We start from the raw sequence: 22,666 nt of genomic DNA on the forward strand, positions 1-22,666 counted from the left end.
CCACTCGGAACTGGACACCGCGCCGGACGGTCTGGCTGAACCCGGACCGGGAAGACCCGCTGGTTCAACGCGATCAGCGATTAGAAGCCGCCTGATTCCAGGTTCCAACAAGCTTGACAGGCATCGCCAACCAGTTGATCAAAACGAGACGACTCTCGATCTATGTAGTCTGCAATTTTGGCCTGCTCATCAATCGGCGGTTCAAATAGCCAGAACTCTACCGCATCGGCAATGTTAAACTGCTTCTGCGCTGCCCCGTACTGAACTATTTCTACTTGATGACGAATGAGACGACTGTTCATTGCAGCACAAAGCCACCTAGAGTCATAGCTACCTTTCTTGGTAAGCATAACGGAGGCGCAATTTCCACCTTCACACTCTGGTGGGACCACAGCTGTTACGCCTGGATACCCCACGCGCATCGTCACAACATCACCGGTTTCCAGCATAGTTTTTCTGTTGCGGCGGCTATTTTCTAACGAGATCTTTCTGGCCTTATCAACTTCAATATACCCCTCTCTGACCTCTCCGCCGTAAATGAAAGGAAGCCCTTCTTCAGCCAGGTAGCTACTAGGGTTAACGACAATACCAACAGTAATAAATGGCGACACATTTTTAAGCCGCTTCCTTACCCAATGCGCAGGCACTTCCCCGAGCCACTCCACCCCGGAGTCTTTCATCGGCACAGCGGGGTCGAGCCCTTTGGTGACGGAATGGGAAATCACCGCCTGGCGCTTTTCCTTGAGCAGCTCGATCAGGCGCTGCTGCTCTACCACCAAGGCGTCGATGCGGGCGGTTTCGTGGTCGAGGAAGGTGGCTATATGCATCTGCTCTCCGTAGGTAGGAAGAGCACATGTCAGGCGTCCAAATACTTCCGGATAAAGCCGGAGGCGGGAGTCAATCACACCTGCAGAAAAGGCTTTGTAATAACGGATATACTCATCTGAGCGAACCAGATAATCGAGGAAACGTGGCTCTGAATCATCTACCACGTAAAAAACACTGTAAGCAGGGCTTACTATCCCGCTTTGCCAAGCAAAACCAAGACCACGGTTCCAAGCCAGCATAATATTCATCACAAGGTCTCCAGACTGGCATAACTTGTAGCCTTCTAGCGAGTCAGCCCTCGATAAGTGCTCACCTTCCTCTCGCCGCTCTGAGCGAGGCCTAACTCCCCAATAAGCTGAAACAGATAACAATTCGCCGCTGCCATCCTCAGAGCGCCCAATACGTTCTTGGAACACTTGCTTAAAACGACATAGGTGCCAATGCGCCGGCAGCTCCCCCAGCCATTCAATGCCGGAGTCCTTGTATTCGGGATACCGCGGAAAATTACTCGGGCTATCCCTGCCCTCGCCCTTCGGGCCAGTCGCTTCGCGCCTGTTCAAATTTGCTCCAGACAAATTTGTCATGCCGATAGCTCCTCGATCATCTGCTTGATCTTGTCGGTGCAGGCCTTCAGGTCGGCGTCGATCTCTTCCAGTGGGCGCGGGGGCGTAAACTGGTAGAAGTGGCGGTTAAAGGGTATCTCGAAGCCGACAATGCCGATGCGGCCATCCAGCTCATCACGCTTGTTGTCGTCGATCCAGGCATCCGGTACGTGGGGTTTTACTTCCCGATCAAAGTAGTCATATACCGATTCACCATAGGGCACGTTTTCGTTATCGCGCAGGCTGCTGTCTGGCTCGGGGTTGCCTTGCTTGTCCAGGCAGATATCGGCGTCCGGGTCACGCTTGGATAGCGCATTGAGAATGGCCTTTTGCACTGGCGCGCCCACTTTTAAGCCTTCAGCCTTGAGCGCTGCATTCAAGGCCTTGGTAAACGCTTTGCGATTGGTGTAGCGATGCTCACCTAATTGCTTGCAGGCAGCTTTAAGGGCAGTTTGTTCGTCATCATCCAGCTTCTGAATGGCTTTTTCGTTATCCAGCTTGGCAAGGCGTTCGTCGCTGGCCTCGAAGTTCAGGCGCAGTGGCCGCTCGACGGTAATCCGCCGATAGCCAAAGGCTTCTACTGGGAAGAGCTTGCTTTCGTCGTTTTCCTCATAAGCGCCATACAAGCGGACGATATCGTCAATATCGCGGTCGGTAATATATTGGCGTTTGCTGCCTAGCGACTTGCGCATCTTGCTGGCCCGGCCGGTGGCGTTAATTAGCTGTACTTTGCCTTTACGCTCGGCGGGCTTGTTGTTGGAAAGCACCCATATATAGGTAGCAATGCCGGTGTTGTAGAACATATCCGTGGGCAGGCCAACGATGGCTTCCACTATGTCATGTTGTAGCAGGTAACGGCGTATTTCGGATTCCCCACCGCCCGCCCCACCGGTAAACAGCGGCGAGCCGTTGAGGATGATCCCTATGCGCGATCCACCGTCTTGGCGGGAGCGCATTTTGGCCACCAGATGCATCAGAAAAAGCAGCGAGCCATCAGAGACACGCGGTAAGCCAGGGCCAAAGCGGCCATCATAGCCACGGTGCTTGTGCTCGTCGGTGACTTGCTTCTGTACCTTCTTCCATTCGACGCCAAACGGCGGATTGGAGAGCATGTAATCAAAGCGCTCGCCCGCCAGCTGGTCATCCGAAAGCGTGTTGCCCAGTTTGATCTGTTCGACCTCCTGACCCTTGACCAGCATGTCGCCCTTACAAATGGCGTAGGACTCGGGGTTCAGCTCCTGCCCGTGCAGCGAGACCGTCACTCCCTCGCTGACCTGCTGAATGTACTCGTCGCTTTCAGAAAGAAACCCGCCAGTGCCCGCCGTTGGGTCATACACAGTGACGATGCTATTAGGCTTGAGCTTTTCTTCCTGGCCGGTCAACACTAGTGAGGTAGTGAGGTAAACGATATCGCGTGGCGTGAAGTGCTCACCGGCGGTTTCATTGGAGCTTTCGGCAAACTTGCGAATCAGTTCTTCAAAGATGCCGCCCATGCCGTGGTTGCTTACCCGCGCTGGGCTTAGGTCAATGGCCGCGAACTGCTGCACGACCTTATAGAGCAGGTTGTTGGCATTGAGCTGCTGTACAAAACTTTCAAACTCAAAGTGCTCGAAAATCTCCCGGGCGCTCTGGCTGAACGACTGCACATAGCTCATCAGGTCATCGCTGGTCTGGGTGTCAGACAGGCTAATCAGGCTAAAGGGTGACGCATTGAAAAACGGCTGGTTGGCTGCGCGTAGCAACAGCTTCTCACGCACCGCCTCGGGCATATTCTGGTGATCCTTAGCGGCTTTCAGCACCTCGGCCTTGGTAGGCTCTAATACGCATTCTAGGCGGCGCAGCAGGGTAAACGGCAGAATGATGCGGCCATACTGGGACTGCTTGAAATCGCCGCGCAGAAGGTCAGCGACCGACCAGATAAAAGCAGCAAGCTGTGAGTGACTTTCCGTGTTCACGGATGCTTCCCCATGTTCAGTAAAAATTGATGGGCACTATCATACACACCTAGGTTCGCAGCTGAGTATCTTATGGCATCGTCGCTTAGACAAAGAGTGTATTTATCGAGCGTTCGACGGTGCGGCTACACATCACCGTATAATTTGCCTAGCCGCGCCAGTACGATCCGACACAACTTAATGATGCCGCGCACTCAGCTGGGTTCGAATCCAGCAGTCAAGCTCCTCTTCGTCCCATGCTACTGCCCTCCCCCCAAGTTTGGCCTGCCTGGGGAATGAAGGGTCGTAATTGGGAGAGTTCTTATCTAATTTATTGTAAATGGTTGATCTGGATAGCCCAGTGCGCCTAATGACCTCTGGCAGCCTGAGCATAGACTTGTGCTGGTACCTTACCTCGCCACATGCGGAAAGTTGCGAGTCAGTGTTAAAGCTTTTCAAGCCATTGATTTGGTTATACATTGCGCATCCTCATCACAACAAATGAACGGGTATCATCTGATGACTTCACCAGACGTTGACCGCTGCTATGTTCGCGCTGGGAGCATTATGTGGATACAGTAAGACCTAAACTCAGAACGAATTTAGGTTGCGGTATTGACTTTTTAAAAAAACTAGCGATCAAGGAAGGATGTGAGATGAGTATGATTGAAATTGAAGAACAGCAGTATCTTCAAATAGTTAATGATTCTAAAGCCTTGAATGAGCTTTTGTCAGAGCTAGATATCATTTGCACTGAATTAGGTACAGAGCTTCTTCATGAGCAACCTGTAGATGAAATGGATGCTATTGATCATGAAAAGCAATGGCATGAAGCTCTAACTCAGGTGGTGGCAGGAAAACCAGACCCATTTGACGACTGGAAAGTATCAATAAGGCTTGTACAGACTACAGACAAAAAAAAGCTTCAAGAAAACATTGACAACCACTTAAAAATAGCACTTCGACAAATAGCATTAGTATCACACTTCAACCAACACATAATTCCTCAAGTACGGAAAAATATTCATGAGGGTGTTCGGCGACACCGTATGCTGTTAAACGCGCACTCTACTATAGGAAAAGCTGCTACCTATGCGCATCAACATGCCACTGCCTGGAGGATGCTAAAAGACTATCGTGATAATTCAGTTGAGACTCGCTCTAAAAAAGCTGCAAAAGCCAACACAGAAATAAAAGAAGAAAAAGACGCATTACTAAGAGCGCTAACAAAGTGGGCTTTGGTAAAAAAACGTCCTATTGGAGGTTGGAAAGATTTACAGTCTGCTGCTTTGGATATTGCCATCTCGATACATCCGCTGATGATTGAATATGGCATTAAAACCACTAAAGATGAATTAAAATTAGCTGAAAATTTAGAAAAAACTATCTTCAAAGAAGACAGCTTAAGAAGCCTCTACAATAAAAATGCTAAAGAAGAACTAAAAAAACCATACAAAATCAGGCAGATACCCTTTTCAGCAAAAATTGAGATACATAAAGATATTTAAGCACTTTGACAAGCTCTCTTAAATTAAGAGAGCTCTATGACAGATATTAAAATTTAAATACCCAAGCCTTGAAAAACAGGCAGTCTTATAAAGTATAAAAAACTTACAATGGGCTTAGAATAATCAACCTCTGGACCCGTCAAAGCAATGCACACCATTTCCTAAGTTTTTAGAATATGCCTTACATAAATAACTAGCCGCTCCAAACACCTGTCCAAAAGTCATTTGATCTTCCCGTTGAAAAAACCATACAGCCATCTCGTTGGTTATAGGTTTTCGTGGTAATTGCACAAGCCCTTCCATACATTCATGAGGCTGATTGATCGCCAGCGCCCATGACCTGACGATGCGATGAAAAATATTATTATATACATACCGACCACATAGAGACTTACCAACAAAACCGATACTGTTGTATGCATCACCATTTAACAATAGTAAGAGGTGGTAATGTGGATTGATACTTGTATTTTGTTCACAACACCACACAACCCGCAATTTATGCGGATACTTTGTGTTGGCTCTGTCTAGCTCACGCCTTAAAAAAATCTGAAATTCGCTCAAAGTAGAGTTATTCTGCCCTACTGCGCTAGAATTCATACTAATTGGAAAACGAAGATCAATACGAATTGCCAAAATACGATTGCAGTCCTGGCGGGCATTTCTCATCACATCCAATAATTTCGCTAGGTAATTTTCTATCAGCGGCCCTTTCTGTGTTTGCACCCACATGCCATGGTAATAGTTTTCCCACCATAGCTTCAGAGCGGGATTCTCGGGATGACGTTTACGCAACTTTTGACCAACGTTGTATATAACGGTATTCATAATGAATTCCCTTCCTTATCCACAGGATTATGTATGTCTAGATAGACATATTTATGTTTGCAGAGGGGTGTGATGATTAAATATTTAGTCTGAGCCCGTCACTAATCGCCCCTCTGATAACAATAATTTCTTTAAGGCATAAATATTAAATAAGCTAATAGCTTGGATATACCTCTATCGATCAGGCATAAGGTCGTCGGCTTTAATACCTCCTTCCATAGTCAATATAACCACTCTTTACAAAGGTATAATAATATTACCGTCATTAAACCAGCCCTTAACCTACTCATCACTTACCCCATAAACCCGACCACTACCAGGCTTTTCGATGGATTTACTAAGCATAAAAATCCATTTTAAAATATAAAATAAATCCATTTAATACTGATAATTTTACAAAGATTGCTAATTATTATTTAACTCAAATAATCAAGGCAATCAGTATTATCTATCCACTCTCACTCAGCCCCTTAAGCTAATACACCACGTCAATTCAATCAACTAAATTTCTTCACAAAATTTCAACATGAATAATTTTAATGCTCATTGAACGTACATTAATAAATAAAAAGGTTCATTAATGTCTTATACAGTCCAACACCCTTTTAAATTTTCATGAAAAAACATCAAACCAAACTCCTCAAACGACTGTTAAGCTTAGGCATAGAAAAACAGCAACACACCGATTGATATTTTGGCATTCATTAAATCGAGTTTTGGGAGTAACGCATGAGTAATCAAATTACCTATCCATCCCCCTTCGTCTACGGCACTAGACAAGAGCTATCAAACGGCTACCAAAACCCTACCATTACTGGCTCCAATATCCCTTCAAATGTGTCTCCACAACTTCAATCCAGCAGTGGTAGAACAGCCAGAGTATCTAAGGTAAACCTAGTCAGGTGGATTATTAGTGCACACTATCGGCATGTAGTGACTCCTGATGGAGCTCATTTCCTGATGCCCATTGATGGTGGGCCTGTTTTGATACCAGAAACAGAGATAGTTGCACCACTCATCAAGAAAATCGTGGCAGATTACAGTCAGCGTGATGTCACTGAACGAAGCATACTGGATGCATTGGATGTAATTCTCAATGAACCAGCCAGTCCGCAGCTTATCGGTCACGGACGCACCTGGTTAGGTCAAAACCTTGAGCGCTATATTGAACTAAATGGCACGGTAATGATGTTTCCTACTGGACAGGAAATCATGACTCAGCCACAGAACCTCTGTCCATATTGGCACCCAAGCAATAGCCGGTCTTTCCATGCACCATGCATGCAGGGAAACATCAATGACTTGAAAAAAATCAAGTCCTATATGACTTTGCCAAAGGATAGAGAACTTTTGATCTATACCTATCTAACACTGTGCCTAATGCCCGATAAACAACAGCTAGCATTAGAGATAACCGGAGAACGCAACAGCGACGTATCAAAATTACAGCAACTCATTAAAAACTTAGTCGATCCAGTTCATAAAGAAACAGCCATTCGTGACATCCCTAAAACCATCAAGGAAGTTGATGAATATGCTTGGCGACACCATGTTATCAGTTTAGAGGACATCGAAGACCGCCTTAGCCGTGTGGTACAGCGCCGGTTATTTGAATACCTACGTAAAACACCTCTTAATTGGAAACCAGTAGGCTGCCATGAGAGCACTTCCACCCTAATGGTTTCACGCACCTGCATTTTAAGCAGTTCTGACCCCCTCATCACATATGATGCTTTGTCTGACGTGACATTGAGTTTGGAAATGCCACCTAATTCTCATACTCAACAAGTTAGTCCATCTTTTTCAATACCTAAGCAGCAAATAATGACAGAAAGGCTCCAAACCCCCATATTCAATGCATTGCTTACACTACTTGGCAAGGCGCATGCACAGGCAGGAAAGATAAGAATTGAACGTGAAATACCTGCTAAATGGCGGGATTTCTGTCAAATTGGCGTTATTGTTTCTATAGCACTGACCAAAAGCGATACTCTTTTTTGGTTTCAGTACGATGCGTATCGGAAAGAAAGGCTTTGTGAAATTACAGAGGAAGAGCCGGTTGCCCAAGCAATCATTGATTACATTAGCAAAAATGACATTAAGGAACCTACCGAAAAACCTGTAAAAGCTTGGTTTGCCACTTTGGCAGAACATCAGCCTATATGGGCCAATGAGAGCAAATGGCCTCGTGAGCCACGTGGCCTAGGTTCTACATTGAAGCGCATTGCTCCCCTGTTAGAAGCGCAGAGAATTACTTGTTACAGTAACGGAAAACGTGGCTCTTATAGGCATTGGGTAATCGGCCCTAAACCTACAAGCATCCTAGACAACCTGGATGCTATTCAAGATTTGTTATAATACTCGCCTGCCCTATAGGCAAATGGATAAACTTCGCCAAGCGCTGGGGCTTACTCTTTGCGGGTTGAGGCATAGACTTTACCCTGATGCTTGAGCAAGCGGGGATACCCCTAGTTAAGGCGATAAGACCCCTGTAGTGGTCAACTAATACCGGACAGTAATTTAAGGTTTTCCTCAGCCACCACGAGAGGCAGGCCATCGTTAAACGAGTGAGGGCGCATCTGGTTGTAGTAACTTATCAGATAGCTACTAACTGTTGGGTCCCCGATGATTAACCACTCGTTTGGTAAATAATTCAGGTCGCTTGAGCTGCCACTCCTTCATCACCGTGATCGGCGATTGGTGGTGCAGCGCTTTCTGCGGGATATGATGATTGTACAGCCAGCAGTATCGCTTGAGCGTCTGCTCCAGATCTTCGCCTGAAGTATACGCCGGGTCGCCAGCACGTCGCTGATACGGCCGTTGAAGCGCTCCACCATGCCATTCGTCTGCGGCCTTCCTGGCTTGATCAGCCGGTGATCGATGCCATGGGCCAGGCACTCCTGATCGAAGGAATGGCGCCCGCCGGGCTTGCGCTCACCTGCCCGCGTGAAGCGATCCGTGAACGACTTGCGGTTGTAGGTCAGCACCATCTGAATCTTGAAGAGCGCCTTTGTCTCCACCTGATTCATAAACGCCCGAGCATCCTTCGCGGACTGGCTGCCTCGAACCTCCAGGTAGACCCAGCGTGTCGCACGGTCGATAGCAACGTACAAGTAGCGCTTCTGCTCCTCGCCGGGCATCTGAGTCAGGTGCTTAATGTCGATATGCACGTAGGCCCGGCTCATAGTCCTTGAAGGGCTTGTGCCGTGGCTTCTCGTCGCCACCGGCATCCTGCCGCGCCAGTTCTGCCAACGTCGGCACCTCACGCCGCTTGAGCATGCGATGCAAGGCAGAGCGCGACAAGCCTGGGCTCAGGAACTCACGAGCCGTGATCAGCACCTCCTCCTGCTCAGCTGTGGGCGTGGCCAGGAGGTTGTGACGGGTATGCGGTCGGTCATAGACATCGTCTCGGTAACGCCATCGCCGGATGGTCGCAGTAGCGACACCATACTGTCGGCCAGTTCGCTATCCGTGATACTGGAAGGCGTTGCTTGGATTTCGGCACGGATCTTCGGTGTCGTCGTCGCTTGTTTATGCAGCTTGATGTTCATGAACCTCTTCCCGGATGTTCCCGGATGAATTGCTGAAGAAGCTCCCTGGCGGCTAGCAGAGGATAACTTCTATAGGCGATTTGATCATCCGGGATCCTACAACTAGGTTCGTAGCTCCCAGCTTTCTAGCCCAACGACGCAAGGAGAGAACGAACGGAATGACGATTTTATGTAGCTCCTGCAAGCGCATGTGGTGTTCGGAACGGGAACAGTTTTATCACCATCAATGACCAGATTCGTAGCCTATTAGAACGCTGGGGCAGCAAGATCACACACAAGTATCGACGAAGAGGCAAAAAGTAAAGCCACTCACGCACTCAACGATATGACGCTACTTCGCTCCGGTTTGAATGATGTGACGACGTCCGCAGTCGACATACCCGTTTATTTCATGCGTAACCGTCACTTTTGTATAGATTTAAGTTTTCAACGTCGTGACGTCGTGGCCAGTGAGCCCTAGCTTCATTGGCTTGATTAACTTATCTGACCTGCAGTAATTCATTCCACTGCGTCGTATACCTTGGTGTACGACGCTCACTACGCAACGACCAGGCGTTTCCTTTTCGGGGCAGGCCCAGCTGTACCGTCCCCTTGCCCAGCTCACGGTTGAGCTTGTCCATCGTCGCCATCAATCGTTCGCTACGTTTGGTTTCTTCGTCGGTCTGAGGGGTGTCAGTGAGGGTGAGCTGTCGATTAGCTTTAGGCGATAGATCAAGCAGCATGAGACCCACTTTGTGGTAGGCGTATCCTTTTCGCCAGAGACGACGCAAACCCTGCACCGCAGCGGCGATGATCTCACGACTATCATCAGTCGGCCGTTCCAGAGAAATGACCACACGTTGACGATATTGAGGTAAATCCGTGCGAAACGAGTTGGTGCGGATAAACACCATGACGGCGCTGGTAACGCTTTGCTGCTTGCGAAGCTTTTCGCCCGCCCTGGCAGCATGATGCCGTAGCGCCTCCCTTAACTGATGGGGATCGTCGGTAAGCCGCCCAAACGAACGAGACACCATGATCTGTTGTTTAGGCTGGCTCATGTCATCTAGCTGAATGGAGGGCTGCCCCCGCAACTCCCAGACAATGCGCTCCTGCACCACACTAAAGTGCCGACGGATATGTTTCGGATCTGCCTCTCGCAGATCCCAGGCAGTTTCAATGCCCATGACGCGTAATCGCTCACCGGTGCGGCGTGCAACGCCCCATAGGTCGGTGACTGGCAACTGATTCAACAACGCTTTAGTAGACGCACTTTCTGTAAGCAACGTGCATACGCCTTGGTCTCTATATGCAGGGTGTTTTTTAGCGGCATGATTGGCGACCTTGGCTAACACCCGTGTCGGTGCAAACCCCACTGAGACGGGAATACCTGTCCACTGCTTCACGGTATCCCGCAACGCTTGGCCTCGATGTTCCAAGGTATCTACCTCAAACCCCTGAAACCCAACAAAGCTTTCGTCGATGGAGTACACCTCTACATGGGGTGAAAACTCGCCCAGCACCTCGGTTACTCGTTGGGACATATCACCATACAACGCATAGTTGCTGGATAGCAGGACAGTTTGGCGGCGCACTTCGGGTGTTAACAGATGCATGGCAGCCCCCATTTCAACACCCAGCGCTTTTAATTCGTTAGAGCGCGCGACGACGCAACCATCATTATTAGATAGTACCCCTACAGGACGACCTTCCAGTGATGGGTTGAAGACCCGTTCGCAAGAGACATAGAAATTGTTGCAGTCGATCAGGGCCATCATTGCAGCGTTGCCCCTGGAAAGCTGTGAAGCACATGAGTCACTACGCCCCAGACATGCGACTCACGAGCATCTAGGGGAATGGGAGGGTAAGCAGGATTACTTGCCCGGAGATAAGTCCGCTGCCCTACTCGCTCAAGGCGCTTTACTGTGAGCTCACCATCAACACAAATGACGATAATGCGCCCTGGTAAGGCTTCGAGGCTGCGATCCACCACCAGCAAATCCCCATGGTGAATCCCGTCACCAATCATGGAGTCTCCTTCAGAACGTACGAAATACGTTGCTGCAGGCCGTTTCACCACATAACGGTGTAGATCAAGATCGGTATCCAAGTGGTCATCTGCGGGCGAAGGAAAGCCTGCGCGAACGGCACAGGTATAGAGCGGTAAGGACTGCGACGTCGTCAAAGCGTCTGCTTGTCCCAGTAATGTCACTGATAACGTCATGGGCACCTCCATTGATAGCTGTATATAAAAACAGTATCTGTAAAGTGCTCAATTAACGCAATACCTCATCGGCGTATCCCAACCAATTTCAGACCTATATCACTCCTATGCATCCACCCCACTGGAACCTTTTCCGCTGCATAGGAGCTTCAATATGCCCCCACCCTGTAAACACTGTGCATCAACACGCACGCTGAACCTGGAGACTGCCCAACGCGTGAGCGTGGTAGGCAGCACATTGATCGGCGGTGCTATTGGCGCATGGCGAGCGACAGCCATCCCCGGCCCACTGCCGCTAACTGTGACTCGCTTTCCATTAGCAAAACTGCCTGCCGCCATGATGGGTGCCGTGGCCGGAGGTCAAACCGGCTCACGCATGGCCACCTCGCTGTTTGAGCAGTGGCTGCCAGTTGGCAGCGGGACACCGTGGTTATGCTTTTCGTGCGGCTGCACCTACCGCGACGCCTACCCGCCTTTAGCACCTAACGCTTAATCCATCGTTATTCGCCCTGTGTGGGGCGAATGATCCGCTTATTCACTTTCTCGCGCTGGCATCTGATCGGCGCTTTTTTTATGTCTGGAGAATGACTCATGGCACATCTCGTTGAACACATGGCCTACGTTGGCGATACCCCTTGGCATGGTTTGGGGCAACAGCTGTCTCGTCATCAACCGCTGGAAGTTTGGCAGCAACAGGCCGGTATGAACTGGCATATTGAAGAAGCACCGGTACGCTTTATTGCCGAAGGGGCTAGCCACCTGGGCAGCATTCACTCCTTCCCTGAGCAAAAAGTGCTCTACCGCTCAGATACCAAAGCACCGCTGTCGGTGGTGTCACAGCGCTATAAGGTGGTGCAGCCCGAAGAGATTTTGGAGTTTTACCGTGACCTGACCGAGTACGCCGGGTATGAGCTAGAAACCGCTGGCGTGCTCAAAGGCGGACGTAAGTTCTGGGCGTTGGCCCGCAGCGGCTTAAGCACGTCGCTAAAAGGTCAGGATGAGGTCAATGACTACCTGCTGTTGGCCACTTCCTGCGATGGCTCTCTCGCCACCATGGCCACGCCCACCACGGTGCGGGTGGTGTGCAACAACACGCTGCAAATTGCCGTCGATGGCACGTCGCAAGCGGTGAAGGTGCCCCACCGTTCAGAGTTTGATCCCCGCGCTGTCAAACGCCAGCTGGGTATCTCGGTGTCGCAATGGAATGACTTCATGTACCGCATGAAAGCCTTAGCCGAGCGGAAAATTGATCACCGTGAAGCGCAACACTACTTCCAAGCGGTGATGTGCGGCGTGGAGACGCCGTTAGACGATCCTTCCAAACTGCCCAACTACCGAGCGCTCAACAAGGTACAGAAGCTCTACCAAGGCGAAGGGCGTGGCGCTCACTTGGTGACCGCAAAGAACACGGCCTGGGGCTTGCTCAATGCCGTGACCGAATACGTCGATCATGAAAAACGCGCACGCAGTAACGATACCCGCATGGACTCTGCCTGGTTCGGACAAGGCGCACAGCTGAAGCAGGAAGCGCTCAACGCGGCGCTGGCCTTGGTCAGCTAACTCTTAACGGCGTCGCCACCACGTTACTTGCTGATCTACCTCACTAACGTCACCCCATAGACGCCCAGCTCTTAACCGGCTGGGCGTTTTTTTGTTTGGAGGCCTATATGGCACTGCTACACCACGACCTCGACTTAGCTCTTACCCAGCTCACAGAACGCCTTCTGACCCAAGACCAAACCCAGGCAACTACCTATGTCATGGCGAAAGGCCAGTTTTACCGCGCGGAGCTTCGGCTTGTGCCGGTATCTCCCGATGATCTGCCCACCGATATTTAACTCCCATACCGTTTTTAAGGAGAGCCGTCATGGCGAACAAGACACAGATGGTCACTCAAGAGGCATCGTCTCTCCAGGCGGTGCCGCCTACTTCTTCTTCATCAACCACTGAAAGTACCGCCATTATCCAGGTGATCGAGCGCGCGGCGCTTAACCCTGACGTCGATATCGACAAGATGGAGCGCCTGTTGCAAATGCAGGAACGGGTGATGGACCGTCAGGCCATGATGGCCTACAGCGCGGCCATGGCAGCGATGCAGACCGAGTTGCCCAGCATTGAAGAGCGTGGCCAAACCAACAACGGTTGCTATGCCACGCTGGAAGACATTGTCGATACCGTGCGGCCCATCCTGCAAAAACACGGCTTCGCAGTGAGCTTTCGTATTCAGACCCAGGAACGCGGTATCCAAGTAACGGGCGTGCTGATGCACAAGGACGGCCATCGGGAAGAGACCAGCATGCTATTGCCTGCGGATATGAGCGGTAACAAGAATGCCGTTCAGGCATTTGGTTCGTCCACCAGCTACGGCAAGCGCTACGTACTGTGCGCATTGCTTAACATCACCACACGCGGGCAAGACGATAACGGTCAGACCAGCACACGTGCAGCCGTGAAGAGGGTCACGGCCTTCCAGGCGGGGCAGATTCAGCGTTTGATCAGCCAATGCCCAGCTACTACCCAAGAGTGGTTCAGCGGCAAATACGGTGCTGCGGTTCAGGTGCCTCAGGCGGACTTCGACAAGCTCCGCGCATCCCTCACCAAGCGAGTCGTGAAATAGCGGCTCAGACCGACCACTCATCGCCTACAGGAGGCGTGTATGCAGATACTCACCATGCCACAAGGCTCGCCCGAGTGGCTGGCGGCGCGTCTTGGGCGCGTCACCATGTCAGAACTCAAGGCATTGCTGGTGAATGGTAAAGGGCCTGGTGGGTTGGGTACCGGAGCCATTACCTACATGCACCAGTTGATCGGCGAGCGTATGACCGGCGAGTTAGCCGAGCCGTTTCAAGGCAATGCCCACACCAAGCGGGGGCAGGAACTAGAGAGCGTCGCCCGCTCGCTGTATCGCGATATGACCGGCGCACCGAAGCCTAGAGAAGTGGGCCTGATCCTCAATCACAACGTGGGCTACTCACCGGATAGTCTGATTGGCAAAAACGGATTGCTGGAGATTAAGACCAAGCTGCCCAAGTTCCAAATTGAGGTGCTGCTCAGCGGGGAAATTCCCGACGAGCACATGCCCCAATGCCAAGGAGGGCTCTGGGTCAGCGAACGAGAATGGATCGACTTTGTGAGCTACTGGCCCGGAATGCCGCTGTTTGTGAAACGCGCTTACCGAGACGAGGCTCTGATCCGCACGATTGCCGAGCGGGTTGATGCCTTTCATGAGGAAATGGAGCGACGCATCAGCCAAGTGATGGCGGCGTGACTTGCCCGCTGAACCACAATACACATCCACTATTAACGACATAGATGCCGGGGCCACCACCCCGGCATCTTTATTTTTTGGAGGTCATCATGCCCCATAGCAAACTCAAAGCCGGTGAAGTGGCAGGCACCTACTTAGTCACGTCACCGGTCACGGAAACTGACATCATCACCATGGCCAAGCGCTTCGCACGCCGCAAGCTCGCCAAAGGCCGCAAGATTACTCAGCCTTCGCAAGCGTTTGAGCATCTGCAGCTGTTGCTTCAGGACTATGAGTATGAGGTGTTCAGCGTGCTGTTCCTCGACAGCCAGCACCGCGTCATCCGCTTTGAAGAGCTGTTTCGCGGCACTATTGATTCAGCCAGCGTGTATCCACGGGAAGTGCTGAAAGCAGCGCTCGCTTACAACGCTGCCGCTGTGATCCTCGTTCATAACCACCCTAGTGGCGATCCTGAGCCTAGTGATGCGGATCGACGTATTACCGAGCGACTGAAGGAAGCGCTTGGACTGATGGATATTCGGGTGATTGATCATGTGGTGGTGGGTAGTGATGGGTGTAAGTCGTTTGCTGAGATGGGGTGTTTGTAAGTGGATGCTGATATAAAATGAAGCTGCCATCATGGCAGCTCCATCCGTCAAACTGACTTTATTTTTTCGTTACTTCAGCAAACAGCCAAGAGCGGATGTTAAAGAGTTTTCAGATTAATGATGTTCACAACATCTATTCCATGCCCCCTTCCCTAAAACGCGGAGCGTGGCGGGCTGGGAATATCAGTTTCCGTCCTTGAATTTTGCTTTGCAATTGCCGCTCATGCACATGGTACAGTAGTGTTCTCTATCCTCATGCTGGGTACCCTCAGCGATGATAATGCCGCAGCCGTTGCAGAACAGGGTGCCAATCCCGTCTTCGAATTTCACAATTGCATGTTCATAATCCATAAAGTTCTCCGCGAAGACCCCATCCTGCAAGAACGGGTAGTAATAGCTTGTCAGCAAAAGCCGACCTTTATCTGATATTTCCTTCGATGGCGCTATCAGGCGTCAGTTCAATTTCCTCTCGACCATCAGGTTGATACAGATAATAACAACACACCTAAACAGCACAGGCTAAGCAATTCTCCCCCTGGCACCAGATGCATTCAGTGCCATGATTCTCGGATATGCAACTCTGCATCACCAAAGTTGGCTTGGCCACTATCGGCCAGGAGCAGACGTTCAAAGTCGCTAAGAAGGCTGGGACACTGCGCTATTATTGTAGCGATACTAGGCCTACTAAGATTTTCTGCCGAATCCTGGAATGGACACCCATGCAATCAAATGACCACAAACATCCAGATGCTGTGCTAGATCCCGCGCAACTTAAACGGATCGAATCTGTACACAAGGGGTTTCTCTATCAGCATCTTTACGCTGTGGGCTGTCTGTTCTTAGCTCAGTCCTCTGGGGTGAACGAGGTGCTGGTCGAGCGGGATGAAGACGTAGAGCTCAGCACTGATTCCGGTCGGATCTACGTTCAGGTTAAGACCCGCTCCCGCCCCCTTATGCCGGGCGACACTGCAGGCGCATTGGGGCGCTTCGAGCTGATCCGGCAGGAGCATGGACCAGGGCGGCGTGCTGGAAAGCCTCAGTTCATTATTGTTGCTAATCAGCCGCTCGGGGAAACGCTTCAGACTGAGGTAGACGAGAACAAGACTGCTTCGGACTTGATCTACCTCCATCCTGAGTCAAAAGCTTCGCGCCCAGGTTGCCTTCCGCCTGCGTGGGCGACTGTAGAAGAGGCGGCCCAGTGGTGTGTGGCACAAGCTGAGAAGCTGAATTTTTCACTCCTGTCACCTTCCGCTCTGACCTGGAAAATGGCGGGATTGGTGATGCTGGCGTCCGCTGCCGGTAATGGCAATTCTAGGCACGTGTTCCGCACTTCAGAGTTGCCGGGCCTTTTTGAGCAATTGATTGTGCAGTTGCAAGACTTTCCCACACCGCCAGCCTCATATAGGCCGCAACAGAACGAGCCTAAACTCGCTTCGGAAGAGCGGGTTCGCATCATTTGTGGATTGTCTGGCGCAGGGAAAACTACATGGGCTGCTCATGCTGCACTGCATAGCCCTGAACCATGTGCCTACTACGATGTGGGTGACCTACCTGGGCCCGCTATTGCAAGCTCCATCGTGCGGGAGCTTGCTTCGAAGTATTCCAAGCGAGACCCGGAAGGTATCCGAAAAATTCTCTTGCCCGGTGCTAGCGGCTACGAGGTAATTCGGGCGTTCGATCGATTTATGGAGCAAGCTGAGGCTCCATTAGTGGTGGTTGTCGACAATGCCCATCGCATTCCCGTCGCGAATCTGCGAGATCTCCTGAACGCGACTCGCCACATCTGTTTCATTCTTCTATGTCAGCCTCATGAGAATGTCCGGGAGCTCGAGGCGGTCATGACGTTGCGACGCGAGACACTGCTCGGGTGGGATCTCGATACCGTGGCTCGGGTGGCTAGTGGTGCAGGCGCGTTCGGTAGTGCTCAGACATTCGAACAGCTTCGGATTTACTCAGGCGGGCTCCCCCTATACGTCGACAGCGCCATTACGGTTGCCATGTCGGAATACGGCGGAGACATCGAGGCGCTCTGCGCCGATCTCGGCCAGCAATCGAACGTAGTGGAAACGGCTCAAGAGGTCATCCTGGCTCGTGTTTACGATGGTTATGACCAAGTTACCCAAAACGCCCTAGCTATCGTCAGCCTTGCTGATACAGGGCTCACGCATGAAGAAGTGGTTCGTCTGCTATCGGCCACGCTCAAACTGTCACAGGGCGGCGCAGCTGCAGCCATCAAGAAGATCCAAGCCACAGGGACAGTTGAAGTTTTTGGTGCCAAAACACTCAAAGTCCATGATGCCGTCCGTGCTCTAGGCCTACGTCACTTGGAGCTCATGGGTGAGCCCGTGATCAGTACTGCACTGGTGACGTTGAAGGAGCTGCTGATCGAGAGCCTGGAGAAAAACCGTAACACCTCGCGATTTTCACTTCTTACCCGGGTATTCATCAGGCTCAACGACGTGATGACCCTCATTGGGCTGGCAGGCGAGGAACTGTTCTACGAGATGGGGATATCCGTGGATATCACCTCAAGCTTGAAGCGCGCGCTTGAGGCTGGTGATCTGAATCCCCACCAGGCTTTCTGGGCGCTTGATGGGCTTGTGTTTTCCTACATGCGCGAAGGGCGCTTCGCTGAAGTGGCTAATTCCTTGCTCGCAATGGAGCAGCTTCTCAATGAGCACGGATTTGAGTTTCGTGAGCAGGTCACATGGGCGATGAGAAAAATACTGTTTGCCTCAGACCAAGGCCGTGAGGACGAAGTGCGGCAGGCAGTAGCGTACGCCACGCCCAAAATCCCTGACGCTGATCACCAACGTGTATTTGATTACAACCACGCGATCGCTCTGTGGAAGTTGAAGCGCCACAAGCAAGCTGAAGCACTGTGCAAGAAAGTAGCTGATGAATACTTTGAAATTCTGGGGCTGACACCTCAGGAAGTCATGGGCAAGAATCCAGATGTCCTCTGGAAGGTAGTCAAGCGACCACCTGACGTCCATGAGCACATCAAGCATCTTGCCGATGCTCTAGAGGTGTATGCCAAGGCCCGCGAGGATCAGGGGCTGCCTGCGCCCTTTCAACGAATCCACGCCATGAAATTCTTTCAAATGGTTGAGGGCTACGAGTCAGTTGTCCGCGTGGGTCAAGATTTGGCGGATGTGTTTGTGGACATCAAGGATTTCGAGGGTGCCAAAGAAGTCATGGAGCAGCATATTCTGCCGGTCGTTGCCCAAGCAGGCCTTATGGCCCGAATGGTTCAAGTCAGGAGTCAGTATGCGGTGATCTTGGCTTGGTGCGGTGACCACCGGGGGGCTATTACCGAACTTAGACGCTTGGATCCTTATCTGGAGGGATTGGAGGAGGACCAGAGGCTCGAGTTCGAGGGTCAAACTGCTTTAATTGCCAGCATCATCAGCGAAGCCAGGCGTGTGATGGATAGGCAAACGATGGGGGGTGTGGCTCGGAATGAACGGTGCCCTTGTGGATCTGGGCTGAAATTTAAAAAGTGTCACGGAGCGTTTGGTCCGAGCTATAGCGACGTGTCTTCATAGCAGGATTTGGGGACAGAGCACGGTACTGAATTTAGTTGACCGGCCACTCTCTGGCCAACCGCTGCCACGCGAAGGTCTGCAATGGGTCGTTCAGGTACCATGCTCGGATACTAGATCGGACCCTCGTAGCTACCCTGGCCTCTAAACTATCCATCAGCGTTCAGTCGCTCTTCGACTTCCTTGACAAATGGCGATGGCATATTCGCCGCGTACATCATATGTAGTTCCTGTTTAGCGCGCGTAAAACCTACATAGAATAGTCGCCGCCACTCGACGAGACGCTGGTTACTTTCGTTATGCCATGGGATGGTTCCATCGTTCATACCGAACATGATAACAACCACGAATTCACGGCCCTTCGCACTATGGAGAGTTGAAAGGCTAATACAGTTCTTGCCCTCGCTCCTTCCTGCAAACTGCCCCAAGGTCATTTCTGCGCAATCGCCATCGGGAGCGGCACGGTCGATAAAAGCACCGAGGGTCTCACCCTCGTCCTGCAACGTGCAGCCCCCCTCGATCAGTTCCGCGATCGCTTCCCGTCGTATTTCGTTAAGCCACCAATGTAGTAGAACGGTACTGTCCCGTCGTTCCCATAGCGTCTTTAGCAGCCGCCGCTGAAATAAAAGGACATCACCTTCCGCAGTCAAGGATTCTGAAAAAATGCGCTGCCCATCATTCATCAGGGTCCTGAACCGCGGCGTGCCGGTACGCCAACCTCCGCAACACCACTCGGCACATTGTTCCAGCCAGCGCATCAGGCGACTAGAGCGAGGGTAAAGAGAATTCTTATCAGTTCTTATCGTCGGCAGACCGTAGTTCTGCGCGGCGCTCGCCACTGCATCGCCTATAGGTGCCGACGGGTAAAGAATTGCGATATCCGCGAGCCGCAAATCGGGCAGGCGCTCCCTAATATCGGGAAGCAGCGACGAAAAGAGGTCGTCTGCCTGTTGGTCGCGGTTCCCTGTTCGGGGATGGAAGTGTATCGTTCCTTCATTCGCCCCTTCAGCAGCTTCATAGTCGCGATCCTCGCCGAGAGCGTAACGCGAGCCGGTCACGATCCGGGACCCGCAACGATAGTTCAAACGTAGGTGGACAGTCTCAACATCGTCGCGTCGTGAAAGTTGCTGAAGCAGGTCCGGGCGTGCCCCATTGAACCCGTAGATCGACTGATCCGGGTCACCAACGGCGAACAGGCGCATCCCAGCACTAAAGCAGAGCCCCAAAACCATGCGGTGCAACGCACGCCCCAAGTCTTGATACTCGTCGACGACCAAAACCGGATACTTCGCAAGAAGCGCGCGTTGAAGCCACTCATTGGCGCGCAGCGCCCGCAAGGCCAGCAGGGGCATGTCGTCAAAATCGATGCGCCCCATGGCCCGCAACTCGTCCTCAAAGGCCTCAACAAGGGCCGCCAATACAGGGTCGCGCTCACGCCACTGGGGACTATTTCGGTTCAGGATCGCTCGGCGGTAATTACCCATTCTGAAGTCCCACGTCTGCGGGTTATCAGGGCCGTCGATGACGCTTCTGTAGGCGCGTTCAAGCGCGCGGGCCCGCTCACTTTGCGTCGCGACGCTGAAATCGTCAGGAAGGCCGAGCCCCGCCACCTTTGCGTATGGCAATACGATCTGAGTCAGCGAGAACGAATGGACTGTGCCGATGAAGACACGGCCTCCAGGTTCGATACCGAGGGCCGCCAACCGGCTTTCAAGTTCTCTCGCGCACTCATTGTTGTAGGTGATGCACGCGACGCCGCGCGGTTCCTGGACATCCTCAGCTAGGAGGCGCGCGAGCTTTACCGTCAGCGTCTTTGTCTTGCCGCTGCCCGGTCCTGCAAGGACAACGCAATGGCCGTGGGAATCGTAGGCCGCCCACTGGCCAGGATTACGGCGCAGTGATTCTGCTGCCTGTAGATAAAGCGCTCGCTCAGACACGGTCTGCAACGAACTCAATGGCGCGCTTTATATAGGCGGGCGGTTCGATGCCCTCTATGCGGGAGGCAAGGCGCTGCGCAAAGCGACCCTTGCCAACGGATTCGATCAGCTTGAGATAGTTCTCGACATCCAGAGTATCCCGATCAACTTCCCACCCGTCGATCCAGTTTCGTCGTTCCTGACTCCATTTCTGTTCCCTCAATACCGCAATAATTTCGGCTGTAAAGTCCTCATCTATGAAAAGATCAACTTCAAGGGTATGCGTGTTTGTGAAGACGCCAAAGTTCTCGCATCTGTCGCTGAAATCATCCGCGTTCTTAGCGAGTTCTTTGTGCTCATTCACCACCTCGACGGGCACCTCGCCGGTCCTCTCATGCTCCATAGCCGCGATGAGTTTCAAAGCACGGTTCATGGCAAGAGGCTTTTTACCTTCAACGGGATCCCAGTCAGTGACAATCGAGAAGGGGATATCAAGTGCGGACAGAAACTTCGCGTAGGGCTTAAAGTTCGTGCCGGCGACAGAGCAAACCGTAATGCCGGCGTGATCAAGCGGATGACCAATTGTTTCAGCAAGCACTGGCAGCAGGAATTTTTCGGCGTCGCCTTCGACCAGGATGATGCCGCGGGCGAACATCATCTCCGCTCTTGTGACATCAAGGTAGCGGGCAAGATCCTCTTCATCGGTTTCAGAAAGGGAGATGCTTGCCGTGGAATGCCCGACAGCCCCTTCGTTGGCTGTCTCTTTAAGCAGCACTAGAGAGCGTAGCGGCGCAACGCTGGCAATATGCGGCGAGTGCGTAGTCAGCAGGATCGAGAGAGGGGCACTCTCGTCATCGCCACCAATATCTTCGAAGAGATCCCGGTAGACAGACCGTTGCAAATGCGGGTGCAAATGAGCTTCCGGCTCCTCGATCGCCAGGAGTGTGTGATCCCGCAAGTTCTCATTCATCTGGCGTTGGAGTTCGAGGCTCTTGAGGGTGAGGAAAACAATATTTGCAGAACCAAGGCTGGCATCGTTGATCGCTCTCTGACCGTCATCAATCAGTAATCTTATGTTGCGGTAGAGCCGCGTGGCCTCTGTAGCGCCAAACCCTAGCCGGGGTTTGATGTCCTGTTTTGGGCCGCTCATCTCGGCGAAGCGCGTGCCGAGCTTCTCCTCCAGCTCCTTCACAGCCTCAAAATCGCCAAGTCGGGCTGTCGCTGCTTGAACCGCGTCCTTTATCTCCTCAAGCTCGTTGCGCTCGACGCCACGGAACGCGCTTTCGATTAGCGGCCGCAACGGCGACCGGCGCCAGGTTGCAAGATCGCCCTCCGCGTCTCTGAGCGCGGGAAGCACCTCCATGGTAATCCGTCGTCGCTGCGCGTGCCCGAACGTCTTCGTGTCGCTCTCTCCCCCGTAGCAGACGAACTCATAGTCATCCTCTGACGCCGGCGAGCCTTCCAGATCGCCTCTGGGCCGGAACTCGTAAGTGAGGCGTACCGTCTCCGGGTCGTCATCAAGGCGGAAATCCGTCATTTCCGCCAGGATATCTAAGTCGTCGTCGAAGTCCTTGATTTCGACGGCCACAACGATCTTGTCATCTTCGTCCGGTTCTCCTAACCCGTCCCAGAAGTCCTCTAGTCCGAGTTGGCGGGCGCTGTCAGGGAGTGTGGGATCGAATATGAGGCGGATCGCATATAGAAGGTTGCTTTTGCCGACACGGTTTTCACCGACCACAACAATATTGCCGTCAAGCGCGACATCTAGATCCGAGAAATTCCTGAAGTTTTCAATTTTTATTCGTGACAAATACATTGCGCGCCCAATCTTTCCTAGTGTTCGAGATAGGTATGACCCATCGCTTCAGTTCGATAGCCGTAGTTCGAAGCTTTGAC

At 51.8% G+C, this 22,666-nt stretch carries 18 protein-coding genes and 1 pseudogene; 9 read left to right on the plus strand and 10 right to left on the minus strand.

All coding sequences use genetic code 11. The features are described from left to right. Positions 1–80: 80 nt before the first annotated feature. The 3 genes from MHM85_RS14120 to MHM85_RS14130 form a co-directional block, all read right to left on the minus strand. On the minus strand, positions 81–1,412 hold the full coding sequence (locus MHM85_RS14120; protein ID WP_239286308.1) for a hypothetical protein: 1,332 nt from the start codon (positions 1,410–1,412) through the stop codon (positions 81–83). Continuing rightward, on the minus strand, positions 1,409–3,385 hold the full coding sequence (locus tag MHM85_RS14125) for a class I SAM-dependent DNA methyltransferase (RefSeq protein ID WP_239286310.1): 1,977 nt from the start codon (positions 3,383–3,385) through the stop codon (positions 1,409–1,411). Before MHM85_RS14125 ends, MHM85_RS14120 begins: the two co-directional genes overlap by 4 nt. A 177-nt stretch (positions 3,386–3,562) precedes the next feature. Next, positions 3,563–3,844 carry an AlpA family transcriptional regulator gene (locus tag MHM85_RS14130; RefSeq protein ID WP_343218336.1) on the minus strand — a complete coding sequence of 94 codons (282 nt, stop codon included), beginning with the start codon at positions 3,842–3,844 and terminating at the stop codon, positions 3,563–3,565. An 89-nt stretch (positions 3,845–3,933) separates the two neighbouring features. Here MHM85_RS14130 and MHM85_RS14135 point away from each other — a divergent pair, with 89 nt between their 5' ends. Further along, positions 3,934–4,872, plus strand: a complete 939-nt coding sequence (locus tag MHM85_RS14135; RefSeq protein ID WP_239286312.1) for a hypothetical protein — start codon at positions 3,934–3,936, stop codon at positions 4,870–4,872. A gap of 123 nt (positions 4,873–4,995) precedes the next feature. Here the strand turns inward: MHM85_RS14135 and MHM85_RS14140 are convergent, their stop codons facing one another. Then, on the minus strand, positions 4,996–5,700 hold the full coding sequence (locus MHM85_RS14140) for an inovirus-type Gp2 protein (protein ID WP_239286314.1): 705 nt from the start codon (positions 5,698–5,700) through the stop codon (positions 4,996–4,998). A gap of 729 nt (positions 5,701–6,429) precedes the next feature. Here MHM85_RS14140 and MHM85_RS14145 point away from each other — a divergent pair. Continuing rightward, a complete protein-coding gene (locus MHM85_RS14145; protein WP_239286316.1) occupies positions 6,430–8,058 on the plus strand; it encodes a hypothetical protein in 1,629 nt (542 codons plus the stop codon). A gap of 249 nt (positions 8,059–8,307) precedes the next feature. Here MHM85_RS14145 and MHM85_RS14150 read toward each other — a convergent pair. The 3 genes and pseudogenes from MHM85_RS14150 to umuD all read right to left on the minus strand — a co-directional run bounded on the left by MHM85_RS14150 (position 8,308) and on the right by umuD (position 11,454). After that, positions 8,308–9,251 (minus strand): annotated as a pseudogene (locus tag MHM85_RS14150) (integrase core domain-containing protein). 479 nt (positions 9,252–9,730) lie between these two features. Then, positions 9,731–11,008, minus strand: a complete 1,278-nt coding sequence (locus tag MHM85_RS14155) for a Y-family DNA polymerase (protein ID WP_239286318.1) — start codon at positions 11,006–11,008, stop codon at positions 9,731–9,733. Next, positions 11,005–11,454: a translesion error-prone DNA polymerase V autoproteolytic subunit gene (gene umuD / locus MHM85_RS14160; RefSeq protein ID WP_239286320.1), complete on the minus strand. Its 450-nt coding sequence runs from the start codon at positions 11,452–11,454 to the stop codon at positions 11,005–11,007. Before umuD ends, MHM85_RS14155 begins: the two co-directional genes overlap by 4 nt. A 154-nt stretch (positions 11,455–11,608) precedes the next feature. Between umuD and MHM85_RS14165 the strand changes: the two genes are divergently transcribed. The 6 genes from MHM85_RS14165 to radC all read left to right on the plus strand — a co-directional run bounded on the left by MHM85_RS14165 (position 11,609) and on the right by radC (position 15,309). After that, complete coding sequence (locus MHM85_RS14165) at positions 11,609–11,947, plus strand: hypothetical protein (protein ID WP_239286322.1); 339 nt, start codon at positions 11,609–11,611, stop codon at positions 11,945–11,947. 98 nt (positions 11,948–12,045) lie between these two features. Then, on the plus strand, positions 12,046–13,014 hold the full coding sequence (locus tag MHM85_RS14170) for a DUF932 domain-containing protein (protein WP_239286324.1): 969 nt from the start codon (positions 12,046–12,048) through the stop codon (positions 13,012–13,014). Positions 13,015–13,121: 107 nt separating this feature from the next. Then, positions 13,122–13,292, plus strand: a complete 171-nt coding sequence (locus MHM85_RS14175) for a hypothetical protein (RefSeq protein ID WP_239286326.1) — start codon at positions 13,122–13,124, stop codon at positions 13,290–13,292. Positions 13,293–13,321: 29 nt separating this feature from the next. Then, positions 13,322–14,071, plus strand: a complete 750-nt coding sequence (locus tag MHM85_RS14180) for an ERF family protein (protein ID WP_239286328.1) — start codon at positions 13,322–13,324, stop codon at positions 14,069–14,071. A gap of 39 nt (positions 14,072–14,110) precedes the next feature. After that, positions 14,111–14,722, plus strand: a complete 612-nt coding sequence (locus MHM85_RS14185; protein WP_239286330.1) for a lambda exonuclease family protein — start codon at positions 14,111–14,113, stop codon at positions 14,720–14,722. Between the two features lie 89 nt (positions 14,723–14,811). Further along, positions 14,812–15,309 carry a DNA repair protein RadC gene (gene radC / locus MHM85_RS14190; RefSeq protein WP_239286331.1) on the plus strand — a complete coding sequence of 166 codons (498 nt, stop codon included), beginning with the start codon at positions 14,812–14,814 and terminating at the stop codon, positions 15,307–15,309. A 183-nt stretch (positions 15,310–15,492) separates the two neighbouring features. Here radC and MHM85_RS14195 read toward each other — a convergent pair whose 3' ends face one another. After that, the gene (locus MHM85_RS14195; RefSeq protein WP_167520875.1) at positions 15,493–15,660 is read right to left on the minus strand and encodes a hypothetical protein; all 168 of its coding nucleotides are present in this window, start codon (positions 15,658–15,660) and stop codon (positions 15,493–15,495) included. A gap of 221 nt (positions 15,661–15,881) precedes the next feature. On the opposite strand from MHM85_RS14195, the gene MHM85_RS14200 reads away from it, so the two are divergent. After that, positions 15,882–18,857: an SEC-C metal-binding domain-containing protein gene (locus MHM85_RS14200; RefSeq protein ID WP_239286332.1), complete on the plus strand. Its 2,976-nt coding sequence runs from the start codon at positions 15,882–15,884 to the stop codon at positions 18,855–18,857. Positions 18,858–19,003: 146 nt separating this feature from the next. Here the strand turns inward: MHM85_RS14200 and MHM85_RS14205 are convergent, their stop codons facing one another. Next, on the minus strand, positions 19,004–20,809 hold the full coding sequence (locus MHM85_RS14205; protein ID WP_239286333.1) for an ATP-dependent helicase: 1,806 nt from the start codon (positions 20,807–20,809) through the stop codon (positions 19,004–19,006). Beyond that, a complete protein-coding gene (locus tag MHM85_RS14210; RefSeq protein WP_239286334.1) occupies positions 20,784–22,586 on the minus strand; it encodes an AAA family ATPase in 1,803 nt (600 codons plus the stop codon). The genes MHM85_RS14205 and MHM85_RS14210 overlap by 26 nt, the downstream gene beginning before the upstream one ends. Positions 22,587–22,666 lie beyond the last annotated feature (80 nt).

Origin of the sequence: Halomonas sp. McD50-4, from assembly GCF_022348135.1 — a bacterium.
GTDB lineage: Bacteria > Pseudomonadota > Gammaproteobacteria > Pseudomonadales > Halomonadaceae > Vreelandella > Vreelandella piezotolerans.